Source organism: Pseudomonadota bacterium (assembly GCA_016719885.1).
Taxonomy (GTDB): Bacteria; Pseudomonadota; Gammaproteobacteria.
Genome location: JADJYF010000027.1, coordinates 64787 through 76754, shown reverse-complemented (window position 1 = coordinate 76754; position 11968 = coordinate 64787). Strand labels below are relative to the sequence as shown.

At 65.6% G+C, this 11968-nt stretch carries 13 protein-coding genes and 1 tRNA gene; 4 read left to right on the top strand and 10 right to left on the bottom strand.

Annotated features, from left to right (window positions below; translation table 11 throughout):
* Nucleotides 1-45 precede the first annotated feature (45 nt).
* The 3 genes from IPM80_23795 to IPM80_23785 form a co-directional block, all read right to left on the bottom strand.
* Nucleotides 46-669, bottom strand: a complete 624-nt coding sequence (locus IPM80_23795) for a hypothetical protein (protein ID MBK8961367.1) — start codon at nucleotides 667-669, stop codon at nucleotides 46-48.
* 139 nt (nucleotides 670-808) lie between these two features.
* Nucleotides 809-898: transfer RNA gene (locus IPM80_23790), tRNA-Ser, on the bottom strand.
* Nucleotides 899-1432: 534 nt separating this feature from the next.
* Nucleotides 1433-2635: an SEL1-like repeat protein gene (locus IPM80_23785; protein ID MBK8961366.1), complete on the bottom strand. Its 1203-nt coding sequence runs from the start codon at nucleotides 2633-2635 to the stop codon at nucleotides 1433-1435.
* Nucleotides 2636-2863: 228 nt separating this feature from the next.
* Here IPM80_23785 and IPM80_23780 point away from each other — a divergent pair, with 228 nt between their 5' ends.
* Nucleotides 2864-3718, top strand: coding sequence for an HDOD domain-containing protein (locus tag IPM80_23780; GenBank protein MBK8961365.1), 855 nt, complete (start codon nucleotides 2864-2866; stop codon nucleotides 3716-3718).
* A 13-nt stretch (nucleotides 3719-3731) separates the two neighbouring features.
* Here IPM80_23780 and phaC read toward each other — a convergent pair whose 3' ends face one another.
* From phaC to IPM80_23765, 3 genes are all read right to left on the bottom strand, one after another.
* Nucleotides 3732-5528 carry a class I poly(R)-hydroxyalkanoic acid synthase gene (gene phaC / locus IPM80_23775; GenBank protein ID MBK8961364.1) on the bottom strand — a complete coding sequence of 599 codons (1797 nt, stop codon included), beginning with the start codon at nucleotides 5526-5528 and terminating at the stop codon, nucleotides 3732-3734.
* A 143-nt stretch (nucleotides 5529-5671) separates the two neighbouring features.
* Nucleotides 5672-7075, bottom strand: coding sequence for a dihydrolipoyl dehydrogenase (lpdA, locus tag IPM80_23770; protein ID MBK8961363.1), 1404 nt, complete (start codon nucleotides 7073-7075; stop codon nucleotides 5672-5674).
* Nucleotides 7076-7080: 5 nt separating this feature from the next.
* Complete coding sequence (locus IPM80_23765; GenBank protein MBK8961362.1) at nucleotides 7081-7434, bottom strand: YhbY family RNA-binding protein; 354 nt, start codon at nucleotides 7432-7434, stop codon at nucleotides 7081-7083.
* 156 nt (nucleotides 7435-7590) lie between these two features.
* On the opposite strand from IPM80_23765, the gene IPM80_23760 reads away from it, so the two are divergent.
* Nucleotides 7591-9000: a hypothetical protein gene (locus IPM80_23760; protein MBK8961361.1), complete on the top strand. Its 1410-nt coding sequence runs from the start codon at nucleotides 7591-7593 to the stop codon at nucleotides 8998-9000.
* Here the strand turns inward: IPM80_23760 and gcvH are convergent.
* Both gcvH and IPM80_23750 read right to left on the bottom strand, forming a co-directional pair.
* Nucleotides 8979-9359: a glycine cleavage system protein GcvH gene (gene gcvH / locus IPM80_23755; GenBank protein ID MBK8961360.1), complete on the bottom strand. Its 381-nt coding sequence runs from the start codon at nucleotides 9357-9359 to the stop codon at nucleotides 8979-8981. The two genes, IPM80_23760 and gcvH, sit on opposite strands and share 22 nt — an antisense overlap.
* A gap of 43 nt (nucleotides 9360-9402) precedes the next feature.
* Nucleotides 9403-9801, bottom strand: a complete 399-nt coding sequence (locus IPM80_23750) for an SRPBCC family protein (protein ID MBK8961359.1) — start codon at nucleotides 9799-9801, stop codon at nucleotides 9403-9405.
* Nucleotides 9802-9850: 49 nt separating this feature from the next.
* On the opposite strand from IPM80_23750, the gene IPM80_23745 reads away from it, so the two are divergent.
* Both IPM80_23745 and yidD read left to right on the top strand, forming a co-directional pair.
* On the top strand, nucleotides 9851-10159 hold the full coding sequence (locus IPM80_23745) for a zinc-finger domain-containing protein (GenBank protein ID MBK8961358.1): 309 nt from the start codon (nucleotides 9851-9853) through the stop codon (nucleotides 10157-10159).
* Nucleotides 10143-10406, top strand: coding sequence for a membrane protein insertion efficiency factor YidD (gene yidD, locus IPM80_23740; protein MBK8961357.1), 264 nt, complete (start codon nucleotides 10143-10145; stop codon nucleotides 10404-10406). Before IPM80_23745 ends, yidD begins: the two co-directional genes overlap by 17 nt.
* Before the next feature lie 32 nt (nucleotides 10407-10438).
* Here yidD and IPM80_23735 read toward each other — a convergent pair whose 3' ends face one another.
* A complete protein-coding gene (locus IPM80_23735) occupies nucleotides 10439-10960 on the bottom strand; it encodes an NUDIX hydrolase (GenBank protein MBK8961356.1) in 522 nt (173 codons plus the stop codon).
* 94 nt (nucleotides 10961-11054) lie between these two features.
* Nucleotides 11055-11936, bottom strand: a complete 882-nt coding sequence (locus IPM80_23730; protein MBK8961355.1) for a decaprenyl-phosphate phosphoribosyltransferase — start codon at nucleotides 11934-11936, stop codon at nucleotides 11055-11057.
* Nucleotides 11937-11968: the final 32 nt, after the last annotated feature.

Genomic DNA, 11968 nt, shown 5'->3' with positions numbered 1-11968 from the left:
GACGCCTGACAGGTGACTCAATCTCAGGTGCGTGGGTGCGCGAACTCAGCGCGCGCGGCGACGCCACAGGAGCCCGCCCACGGCCGCCGCCAGCAGCGGCAGGCTCGCCGGCAAGGGCACCGGCGCCGGCGTCACCTCGAGGAAGGCGGCGTCCAGATAAGCGTCGTTATTCGAGCCCTGTTTGCGCGTGCCGATGAAGTCGAAGCGCACGTTGCGCGTGCCGGGTAAGAGGAAGGTCTCGCCGCGCTGTTCCACCCAGATGCCGTTGGAGAAGAACGACGGCAATGACACCGCATTCAACTGGTTGAGACCGACATCGAGCAAGGTCACGGTGATTTGCCCGGCGTCGGTCTGTCCGCTGAAGCCCGCCTGGTAGCCGCCGAACACGAGCTTGAGAGCACCGCTGTCGATATCGGTCGGGTTCACCAGGCCACCCGCCACGAGGTCCACCACCTGGCTCACCGCGAACAACGGCGTGGCGCTGCCGAATACATAGGACTCGCCCTCGAAAGCCGCCGGATTCGCGCTCCGAAGCGCGGCGCTGCCGCTGGTCTGCCAGTCATTGAGCCCCTCTTCGAAGCCCGCATTGCTGAGCAGGTTGGCGCCATGGGCGAGCGGCGCGGCGAGCGCGGTGACGATGGCGAGAGCACGGAAGAATGGCGTGGTCATGATGAACCTCCCTGTTGATGTAGCCTGGTCACGCGTTGGCAACCTAGGTCAGATTGTCACGAGCGAGGGGCGACCGGCCAGCAGCGCGCACGCGAAATGCGTCACTCTTGGGGTGGACGGATCAGGAGTCTGAAGGAATTGGCGGAGAGGGAGGGATTCGAACCCCCGGTACGCGCAAACGTACAACTGATTTCGAGTCAGCCGCATTCGACCACTCTGCCACCTCTCCGTGACTGGTTGCTTTCAGTGACCGGCAGCGCGTCGCGCTGCTGGACAACTGATTGGATTCGCCCGCCTCGTGGCGGGCTCACCCCTGCGGGGCGCACTCCGTGCGTCCCACTTCACTATCGTGAAGTGGTCGAGTCAGCCGCATTCGACCACTCTGCCACCTCTCCGTGACTGGTTGCTTTCAGTGACCGGCAGCGCGTCGCGCTGCTGGACAACTGATTGGATTCGCCCGCCTTGTGGCGGGCTCACCCCTGCGGGGCGCACTGTGCGTCCCACTTCACTATCGAAGTGGTCGAGTCAGCCGCATTCGACCACTCCGCCACTGCCTTCCTGAAGCCGTCGCTGGCGACCGGGGCGCCGATTGTAGCGGATGTTGGCCGGTCGGGGGAGCGTTCATCGCCATCTTTCGCATTGGGTCATCGCCGGGCAACAACTCTTCGTTGCACGTGACTTCGAACGCACGGTGCTCCAGGCAATGATTTTCGAACGCGCACCTTAACAAGACGACGACGGGCATCGCGCGGTCGATATCTCCTCAGTTCGCCGGTCCGCTGGCGTGGGTCAAGGGATCGGGCCCGAGCCGGCCGGACAGGGATTGAAGGGCGGTCAGCGCCGCCGGCGAACCGAGTTGCGCGGCACGCTTGAAACAGCGATACGCTTCCAGCGGATCGGGCCGCGTACCTACGCCTCGATAATGGCAAACGCCCAGGCAATAGGCCGCCCGCGCATGGCCGTCCTTGGCTGCACGTCCGAACAGCACGAAGGCGCGCAGCTTCGAAGTCTCGGCGCCGAGCTTCAGATGATGCCGTGCGAGCTTGTATTGCGCGTGCGGGTCGCCGCCTTCGGCGGCCGCCTCCAGCCAACGTAGCGCGGCCGCGCCGTGGCCGGCACGCTTCAGCCAACGATATAAACGCCACTGCGATTTGACATGACCCTGGCGCGCCGCCTGTTCCAGCCAGTGCTGCGCGCTGACGAGATCCTGCGCGATACCAAGACCGCGCTCGAACATGGAAGCGAGCATGTACTGGGCCCTGGGCAGGCCTTGGCGAGCCGCAGCCAGCATCCAGCACGCCGCCTCTTCGTCATCCTGCTCGGGCGCCGCGCCGCCGGCCAACAGTAGGGCGAGGCTGTACTGCGCCCGTGCATGACCGCGCGTCGCCGCCGCGCGATACCAGGCCAGCGCGGCACCGCAATCGCGCGCCACGCCCCGTCCTTCGCTGAGTGCGCGACCGAAAGCGAGTTGCGCGCGCACGTCGCCCTGCTCGGCGGCCAGTTCCAGGAGCACGGCGGCGGCGCGTTCATCGCGACCGATGCCGAGGCCGCGTTGCAGATTGAGGGCGAGGAAGTAACGGCCGCTGGCGCTGCCCGCCAAGGCCGCGCGATGCAACCACTCGATGGCTACCGCCCGATCCTCGACCTCCACGAGGCGTCCACGCTGGTAACACCAGCCAAGCAAGGCCTGGGCTTCGGCGTGACCACCATGGGCGGCGCGCTGCAGGGCGTAACGCACGTCCGCTTCATGCTCGCGCGCATCGACCCGCTTGAGCAGCAGGCGAGCAGCGCGTAGCGCTGCTTCGTCGTGGCCGCCGCGCGCGGCGCGCAGGAACCAGGTGAAGGCTTCGCGCTCGTCGCGCGGGCCACCCCAGCCATGGGCGAAACAGCGCCCCAGCTGGCAGCAGGCCTCCAGGTCGCCGTCCAGCGCCGCCTGGCGCAGACGCGCCAGTGCGGCCGATGGCATGGCTAGGCGAGAACGTTCCTCGGTCATGGCGGCTCACGATGCGGCGGCCGGGGCCGCTGATATCTGTACCGCATTTCACACGCATTGCCGCGGGCCGGCAACCGCCCGGCCGCGCGCCGGACTGCGGCATCGCTCACATTCCCGTCGCGCCACCCCCGGGGTGGCATTCAAGCCCGCATAATCGCTGCCGATAGCCGCCTCATGGCTACATCCTTACAAGCGCAGACGATGTCACCGGTAGCGACCCTGGTCGACGGCATGCTCGACCTCGTGCCCCTGCCACAGGCTTACGTACGTATCCGTGAAATCGTCGATGACCCCGGCGCCTCGCTGCGGGCCATCAGTGAAGTGGTGACCAGCGACCCGGCCCTTACCGGCCGCGTGCTGCGCCTTGCCAACAGCGCCTACCTGGCGCTCGCGTCACGCGTGGATTCGATCGATCACGCGGTGCGCGTGCTCGGTCTTTCGCAGATCCACGACATCGCGCTGGCGACTTCGGCGGTCGGCTCGCTGACGCGGCTCAAGAACGAATTGTTCGACATCTTCGATTTCTGGCGCATGAGCGTCTACACCGCGGTCTGCGCGCGGCACCTGGCGGTGAGCTGTTCACTGCCGGCGCCGCAGCGTCTGTTCATCGCCGGCCTCATGCACAACATCGGCAACCTGATCATCGCGCACCAGCTGCCGCAGGCCTATACGGAATGCGTGGTGACCGCGCGCGCGACGGAGCGGCCCTATTGCCTGGTGCAGCAGGAAACGCTGGGCTTCGACTATGCCGATGTCGGCGCGGAACTGCTGCGCCAATGGAACCTGCCGCCGGCGCTGGTGCAACCGGTGGCGCTGCATACCCATGTCATCAACAACGTGGCGAGCGCCGATCAGCCGTTCGCGGCCGTGATGCACATCGCCGCGACCACCGCGCGCGCGGCCGTATGGCAAGACGCCGACAGCGAACCAGTACCGGACTACGACGCGACCGCCGTGGCCCTGACCGGCACCACCGAGCAAACCATCGAGGAATTGATGCAACAGGTCGACACCGAGGTGTCGGAGTTCATCGCCATCCTGATGCCCAACGCCTGAGACAGAACCCTCTTCAGGTCGCAAGACGACGCGCGACGTAACTGCCCGGCGCGTCTTCGATGACGCTGAGTTTGCCGGCGCCCGGCACGCGTGCAGGCACTTTCTCGCCGGCGAGGTTCGTCACCCACTGCGTCCATTCATTCCACCACGAGGCGTCATGCGCCTCGGCCTTGGTCAGCCATTCGTCGGCGGTCATTTCACTGGGCGTGGGCCCGGTGAAATAGCCGTACTGGCGCGGCCCGGGCGGATTGATGATGCCGGCCACGTGGCCGGCCTTGCCGAGTATGAATTTCACCGGCCCCTGGAACAGGCGCGCGCCGGCATAGGTCGATTTCCACGGCGCGATGTGATCTTCCACCGCCGACACGAAGCAGGTGGGAATGCGCACCTGTCGCAGGTCTATCGGCGTGCCATCGACCGTCATGCCCTGCGGTTTGCAGAACTGGTTCTCGAGGTACATCTTGCGCAAATAGGTGCTGTGCATCTTCGCCGGCATGCGCGTCGAGTCCGAATTCCAGTACAGGAGGTCGAACGCCATCGGCTGTTTGCCGAGCAGGTAGTTGTTCACCACGAATGACCAGATGAGATCGTTCGCGCGCAGCATGTTGAAGGTGGTGGCCATCTCGGCGCCGTCGAGATAGCCCTTTTCCTGCATGGTCTGCTCGATGCCCTTGAGCTGGCCCTCGTCGATGAACACGCCGAGATCGCCCGGTTCGGCGAAGTCCAGCATGGCGGTGAAGAAGGTCGCGGCGTTGATGCGCTCGTCGCCGCGCGCCTGCATGAGCGCCAGCGTGGCGCCGAGCAAGGTGCCGCCCAGGCAATAACCGATCACGTTGACCGACCGTTCGCCGGTCGCCGCCTCGATGGCGTCGAGCGCCGCCATCGGCCCCTGGCGCACGTAGTCGTCGAAATCCATCTCGGCCAGGCTTTCGTCGGGATTGACCCACGAGATCACGAACACCGTCAGGCCCTGGTCCACCGCCCACTTGATGAAGGAATTCTTCGGCTGCAGATCGAGGATGTAGTACTTGTTGATCCACGGCGGAATGATCAGCAGCGGCCGACGATAGACCTCGGCGGTGCTGGGGCTGTATTGAATGAGCTGCATGAGCTCGTTCTGGAAGACTATCTTGCCGGGGGAGATGGCGACGTTCCTGCCGAGTTCGAAGGCGCTCGAATCGACCATGCGGGTCTTGAGCTTGCCGTCCTTGGGATCGATGTCGGCCAGGAAGTTCTTCAAACCGTCGAGCAGGTTGCGCCCGCCGGTCTCGACCGTCGCGTGCAGCACCTGCGGATTGGTCAAGGCAAAGTTGGTCGGCGCGATCGCGTCCAGGTATTGCTTGGTGTAGAACTCGAGTTTCCTGGCGGTCTTGTCATCCATGCCTTCGGCGCCCGCCACCAGGCCCTGCATGAGGCCGGCGGTGGCGAGATAGGTCTGCTTGATGTAATCGAACAGCGGATTCTTTTCCCAGTCCTCGGACTTGAAACGCTTGTCCTCCTTGGGCGTCGCCACCACGGTCTCGGCTTCCAGGCCGAACATGCGCTGGGCCGTCGACTGCCAGATCTGCATGTAGGTGTTCCAGGCATTGAACTGCGCTTCGAGCAGGCGCGAAGGATCGCGCGTCAGGCTCTCGGTGAAGGCCGCGAATGCCGGCAGGATGCCGGCCGGGTCGATGTCGACCAATTCCTTCTGGCTGTGGCCCTCGAAGAATTTCTGCAGCATCGCCTGGGACTGGGCGCTGATATTGCCGACCGCTTCGGCGAGATCGAGTGGGCTCGGCAGATCGGCGAACGGTGAATTGGCAGTCATGATGGGGCTCCCCGCGTGCGTACTCATCGCTGCAATGGAAGCACAAAAACCCGTCGGCAAGGATTTTGTTGCGACGCAGCAAGTTGCCACGAACTCTAAGGAGGGGGCACGGGGCTGTCAAGCCACGCGCCGCCGGGCATCGTTCAGCGCTTCTTCGGCACGTAGAGATCGGTGATGGTGCCGCTCCACATCTCGGCCGCCATCGCCACGGTTTCCGACAGGGTTGGGTGGGCGTGGATGGTCAGGCCGATGTCCTCGGCGTCGCAGCCCATCTCGATGGCGAGTGCGACCTCGGCGATGAGGTCGCCGGCGCCCGGCCCGACGATGCCCGCGCCGATCACGCGGCCGTCGTCGGGGTCGATGATGAGCTTGGTCATGCCTTCGCTGCGGCCCAGCGACAGCGCGCGACCGCTCGCGGCCCACGGGAAGGCGCCCTTCTCTATCGCCTGCCCGCGCGCCTTGGCCTCGGTTTCGGTGACGCCGACCCACGCGACTTCGGGGTCGGTATAGGCCACGGACGGAATGACGCGCGCATCGAAGGCCGCCTTGTGGCCGGCCGCCACCTCGGCCGCCACCTTGCCCTCGTGCACCGCCTTGTGCGCGAGCATGGGCTGCCCGACGATATCGCCGATGGCGAAGATGTGCGGCACGTTGGTGCGCATCTGCTTGTCGACAGCGATGAAGCCGCGCGCATCGACCGCCACACCGGCCGCGTCGGCGCCGATGCGGTCGCCGTTGGGGCGCCGACCGACCGCCACCAGCACGCGTTCGAAGTCCGCCGTCGACGGCGCGCCCTTGCCTTCGAAATGCACCGTCAGCGCTTTTTCGGCCGCTTCGACCTTCACCACCTTGGTCGCGGTCATGATCGCGGCGAGCCCCCCTTTCAAGCGCTTCTCCAGCGGTTTGACCAGGTCGCGATCAGCGCCCGCCATGAGATCCGCTGTCAGTTCGACCACCGTCACGTCGGCGCCGAGCTCCATGTACACGGTCGCCATCTCGAGGCCGATGATGCCGCCACCGATCACCAGCAGGCGCGCCGGGATGTCGGCCAGCGCCAGCGCGCCGGTCGAATCGATGACGCGCGGGTCGTCCGGCAGGCCCGGCAAACGCACCGGCTCGGAGCCGGCGGCGATGATGGCCTGTTTGAATTCGACCACGGTGTCGCCGTCGGCGCCCGTGACTTTCAGGGTGTGCGGCGAGGCGAAGCTGCCGGTACCGCGCAGCACCTGCACCTTGCGCTGCTTGGCGAGACCCTCGAGACCCTTGGTCAACTGCCCGACCACCTTGCCTTTCCAATTGCGCAAGGCGTCGAGTTCGATGCGCGGTTCGCCGAAATGCACGCCGTGGACCGCCATGTCGCGGGCATCGGCGATGACCTTGGCCGCATGCAGCAAGGCCTTGGACGGAATGCAGCCGACATTGAGGCACACGCCGCCGAGACTCGCCTCGCGTTCCACCAGCACCACGTTCAGGCCTAAGTCGGCGGCGCGGAAAGCCGCCGAGTAGCCGCCCGGCCCGGAGCCGAGCACCACGAGATCACAGTTCATCGCGATCACGCCCCCTGCTGCGATTGACCACCGCGCCGGCGCGCGAACGGTTTCGCCGGCTTCTTGGCGCGCGCCTTGGCCTTGGGTTTGGGCTCGGGTCGATGGCGGAACAGCACCGCTGTGCCGCCGATGCTGGACACGAAGTCGGCGCCGAGCTGTTCGCAGATGCGTGCGATGTCCGCCTCGCGCGCATCGCGCTCGGCACCGCGAAAGCGAATTTTGATCAACTCGTGGGCATCGAGCGCGATGCCGATCTCGGCGATCACGGCGTCGGTCACGCCGTGCTGGCCAATCAGTACCACCGGTTTCAAATGGTGCGCTTGGGCGCGCAGACTGCGTTTACCTTCGGCGGTCAACATGGTGCAATTCCGTGAGTCGAGGTGAGCGCGCATGATTCCACAAATTGCCGGGCAATGCGCGGCAGGCAGCGCGCGCTCCCGCGCGCCTGCACGACATCGGCATGCGCGACGGCCCGCCGCGACGTGTGCCCTTCATCGAGGTTCCCTTTCATCCGCATGAGCGATCTTTCCTCCGCGCGCGAGTCCGCCCCGCTGCGCCATGGTGTGCTGACCGCCCTCGCGCGCAACATCATCGCCGGCGCGCGCGTGGCGCGCGGCCATACGCCCGACGCCGATGCCTTCGACGCCAGCCTCGGCCAGGCGCTGCTGATGATGCTGTTGGCATGGTGCGCGACGCTGGCGGTCGAATGGCTGGCCGCCGGTGACGGCGCGACATTCTGGATCTGGGGCGCGATGGCCGAAGCGACGCGCATGTACCTGTGGCTGGCGGCGCTGGCCGTGGCGGCGTGGCTGTGCATCGGCCGCGGCGGCATGAGCTACCTGGTGGTGGTCACCTGCAGCGCCGGCCTGCCGGTGTGGGCGCTGGGTCGCGCCATCGAGTATCTCGCCAAGGCCTTCGCGCTCGACGTCGACACGCCCTACACCCTGGTTTTCTACGGCAGCCTGCTGCTGTGGTACTGCACGCTGCTGTGGCGTGCGCTCGCGCTGCCGCCGCTGCACAGCCCGCGCTGGCGCCGCGCCTTGGCGGTGCTGTGTTACGGCGCGCTGCTGGCAGCCATGCATCAATGGCTGCCGGACTCTCCGATCTTCTACCGGGCTGAAAGCGACGAGCCGGGCGTGGATGTCGAATCGGTCTACTACCAGCAGCAGCACATGCTCGACGCGGCGCTGGTCGAGATGCGGCCGCAGACGCCCTTCACCACCGACCTGTATTTCGTCGGCATGGCGGCCTATGCCGAGCAGGACGTGTTCATGCGCGAAGTGCTGGCGGTGCGCGATATCGTGGTGCGACGGCTCGGTCTCGCGGGCCGCACGCTCACCCTCATCAACCACCGCCGCACCGTCGACAGCTACCCGCTCGCCAACCGTCACAATCTCGCGCGCGTGGCGGCCGGCCTCGGCCGCATCATGGATGTCGATGACGACGTGGCGGTGCTGTTCCTCACCTCCCACGGCTACGAGGATTCATCGCTGGCGGTGGAATTCGGCCCGCTCGGCCTCAATGACCTCTACGCCGAGGACATTCGCGCGAGTTTCGACCAGGCCGGCATCCGCTACCGGGTGATCATCATTTCCGCGTGCTATTCCGGCGGATTCATCGAAGGCTTGAAATCGCCGGACAGCATCGTCATCACCGCCTCGGCGCGTGATCGCTCGTCTTTCGGCTGCGGCGCCGAGCGCGACTGGACCTATTTCGGCCAGGCCTACTTCGCCGACGCGCTCATGCACACCACCAATTTCGTGACGGCCTTCGAGCAGGCTGCCGCCGCGATTGCCGCGCGCGAGAAACGCGAATTAAAGGAACCGTCGAGGCCGCAGATGTGGGTGGGCGACAATATCGCCCGCCACCTGCAGGACTGGCAGCCGTCCGTCGCGCCGCCGCCTCAGCCGAGCGAGTCGAGGTAGTCGGCGTAGTCTTCCTCGTCCATGAGGTCATCCAGCGCCTCTTCGTCGTCGACGCTCATGCGGAACAGCCAGCCATCGTCGAACGGCGATTCGTTGATGAGTTCCGGCTTTTCCAGCACCGCTTCGTTGACTTCGACCACGCTGCCGCTGGTCGGCGCCTTCAGTTCGAAGTTGCCGTCGTCGGCCTCGAGCATGCCAATCTCTTCGTTGACGACGATATCGCGTTCGACCTCGGGGGCCTCGACGGCGATCACGTCGCCCAGTTCGGCCTGGGCGTAATCGGTCACACCCACCGTCGCCACGCCGTCGTCGTCGAGGCGCACCCACACATGGTCACTGGAATATCGAAGATCGTTCACAGGCATTCACTCGTCAGGAAAGGACAATCCCGCGTTAGCGGCCTCAGCCGCCAAACATTTTGCGCAGGTTGTCGAGACCCATCTTGTAGACGTCCTGGATGGCGCTGGTGGCATCGCTCTCGGTGGCGCCGGCCGGGTCGAATTCGCTCGACCATTCGATGGTGGCCTTGCCCTTGCCGTCGTCCTTGACGCGGATGGTGGCGGTGTAATTGGCGACCGGCAGCGGGCCGCTGACGATGCTGTAGCGATACAAGCGGTCGTTGTCGTCGATCTTCTCCAGGCGCTCGACGATTTCCGCGCCGCCCAGCAGCGACAGGCGCCGCACCCGGCCGCCGTCCTCGAGCTTGCTGCTCGACACCGCCGGGTGCCAGTCCGGCAGCGCATTGAACTGTCCGATCATTTTCCAAACTTCGTCAGCGCTCATGTTGACCGCTGAATTCATCGAGACCTTCGCCATGATTCGACCTCCGGAATGTATTGTGCCGGCAGCCATGGCCGGTGCCGGGCATGGCTTCCATGCGCGGCTGACAGATACTATAGAATACGAATCGGCGCCGCTCGAAGCGGTACTATCTTTCCACCGGTCCTTGAGGCTCCGTGCATTCGTGACTACCCGGCCCCGCGAAATAAAGATCGTCGATGACAATGCCGAGGAGATCGGCTGCGATGGAGGGGGCGGCGCCCTCGGTCATCCCAAGGTCTACCTGCCTTTCGAAGGGCGTCGCCACGTCGACTGCTATTACTGCGGTCAGCGCTTCGCCAAGCCGGGCTACGAATCCACGGATGCCCAACACGCCTGAGGGTGATGGCGCGACACGGCGCTGGTCCGTGCGTGCCGTGCTGCTGCTGATCCGGGCCTACCAGGTCGCGCTGTCGCCGCTGCTAGGCCCGCGCTGCCGCTATCTGCCGAGCTGCTCCGAATATGCCGCCGAGGCCGTCACGGTGCACGGCGTGCTGCGTGGCGGCCGCCTGGCACTGGCGCGCCTCGCGCGCTGTCATCCCTGGGGTGGCTCCGGTATCGACCCGGTGCCGCCGCGCAAGCCATAGGGGCGAATTCATTCGCACCTGCGCGGGTTCGTTCAATAACGCACGCGGTCGAAGTCCACCAGTTCACGTTCGATACCGCGCTGGCGCAGCCAGTCGCGCAGCGCCTTGCCGGTGCCGGCGGTCCACGGTTTGACTTCCTCGACGTGCACCCATTTGCTGTCGGCTATTTCGTGACGGTCGAGCTTGACGTCCTTGCTCGGCACGCTGACGTGGTAACAGATCAAAAGCTGGTTGCTGCGGTAGAACTCGTACATGCCGATGTAGGATTTCAACTCGGCGGTCAGTCCCAGTTCTTCCTGCACCTCGCGCAGCACTGCTTCCTCGGGCATCTCGCCCGATTCCAGGAAGCCCGTCACCAAGCCGTACCAATGCTCGGGCCAGCCGACATTGCGCACCAGCGCCACGTGGTCGTCATGCTCGACGATGGCGGCCACCACCGGAATGGGATTGTTCCAGTGCACGAAGCCGCAGCGCGCATCGGGGCAGGCCGGACGTTCGCGTCCGCCGAGCGGCAGACGCATCAACGGTTTTCCACATTGCGGGCAGTATTTCATCGAGGCCTTCCTGAAGCTGTGAAGCAGGGTGTGACAGAGGGGCGACCATACACCAGCGCGGCCCCGTGTATGAAGCCTGGGCGCGCGCCCGCGCTCAGGTCAGGCGATGACCGACCGCGTAGGCGCACATCCCCAGCCAGAACAGCACCGTCAGAATCAGCTGCCAGTCGCCGAGCAGCGCATCGGCCGGCGACTCGCCGAGTTCGCGTACCTCCACCAGCCATTGATAGCGGAACAGGCCGAACAGCACGAACGGAATGGTGGCCACCAGTTCCGGGCGCGTCGACATCACGAACAGGCTGTAGAAGATCAGGGCGCCGGTGGCGGCGGTCTGCGCGAAGCGATCCAGCAGCGGCGCGGTGTAGTGCGCCAGCACCGCACGCCCCGTGCCGCCCGCCCAGTTCAATTCCTGGCGGCGTTTGATCGAAGCGAGGTACAGCGCCAGGCACAAGGTGGTGACGAACATCCACGACGACACCGGCACCGCGATCGCCTCGGCGCCGGCATACACGCGCAGCATGAAGCCGATGGCGATGGAAAAGATGTCGATGACCGGCTGCAGCTTGAGCAAGTAGGTGTGGGCGATGTTGAGCAGCACGTAGCCAATCACGATCATGCCGGCGCGCGGCATCAGCCAGTAACCGACGGCCAGCACGCCGTACAACGCCAGCAACAGCAGCAACGCCGCGCGCGGGCTCAATTCACCGGCGGCCAGGGGCCGCTTGCGACGCTTGACGGGATGGGCGCGATCCTCGGCCACGTCATGCAGATCGTTGACGATGTACACCGCCGACGCCGCCACGCAGAACAGCAGGAAGGCGAGGCCGGCGTGGTACAGCGCGACGCGATGACTGAATGCCCCGGCGAACACCAGCGGCGCCAACACGAAGATGTTCTTGGTCCATTCGCGCGGGCGCAGCAGCGCGAAGATGGCGGCCAGCGGCGAGCGGGCGGTCACGTTGGGCGTATCGTTCATGGCACGCTTGTCCCTTGTGCGCCGGCACGGCG

Bases quoted from the DNA above. Each gene is read 5' to 3' on its own strand.
- IPM80_23745 (MBK8961358.1), top strand. From the start codon at position 9,851: ATGGCCGGTGCCGGGCATGGCTTCCATGCGCGGCTGACAGATACTATA.
- IPM80_23730 (MBK8961355.1), bottom strand. From the start codon at position 11,936: ATGAACGATACGCCCAACGTGACCGCCCGCTCGCCGCTGGCCGCCATC.
- IPM80_23765 (MBK8961362.1), bottom strand. From the start codon at position 7,434: ATGTTGACCGCCGAAGGTAAACGCAGTCTGCGCGCCCAAGCGCACCAT.
- yidD (MBK8961357.1), top strand. From the start codon at position 10,143: ATGCCCAACACGCCTGAGGGTGATGGCGCGACACGGCGCTGGTCCGTG.
- IPM80_23750 (MBK8961359.1), bottom strand. From the start codon at position 9,801: ATGAATTCAGCGGTCAACATGAGCGCTGACGAAGTTTGGAAAATGATC.
- IPM80_23795 (MBK8961367.1), bottom strand. From the start codon at position 669: ATGACCACGCCATTCTTCCGTGCTCTCGCCATCGTCACCGCGCTCGCC.
- lpdA (MBK8961363.1), bottom strand. From the start codon at position 7,075: ATGAACTGTGATCTCGTGGTGCTCGGCTCCGGGCCGGGCGGCTACTCG.
- IPM80_23760 (MBK8961361.1), top strand. From the start codon at position 7,591: ATGAGCGATCTTTCCTCCGCGCGCGAGTCCGCCCCGCTGCGCCATGGT.
- phaC (MBK8961364.1), bottom strand. From the start codon at position 5,528: ATGACTGCCAATTCACCGTTCGCCGATCTGCCGAGCCCACTCGATCTC.
- IPM80_23780 (MBK8961365.1), top strand. From the start codon at position 2,864: ATGTCACCGGTAGCGACCCTGGTCGACGGCATGCTCGACCTCGTGCCC.
- IPM80_23785 (MBK8961366.1), bottom strand. From the start codon at position 2,635: ATGCCATCGGCCGCACTGGCGCGTCTGCGCCAGGCGGCGCTGGACGGC.
- IPM80_23735 (MBK8961356.1), bottom strand. From the start codon at position 10,960: ATGAAATACTGCCCGCAATGTGGAAAACCGTTGATGCGTCTGCCGCTC.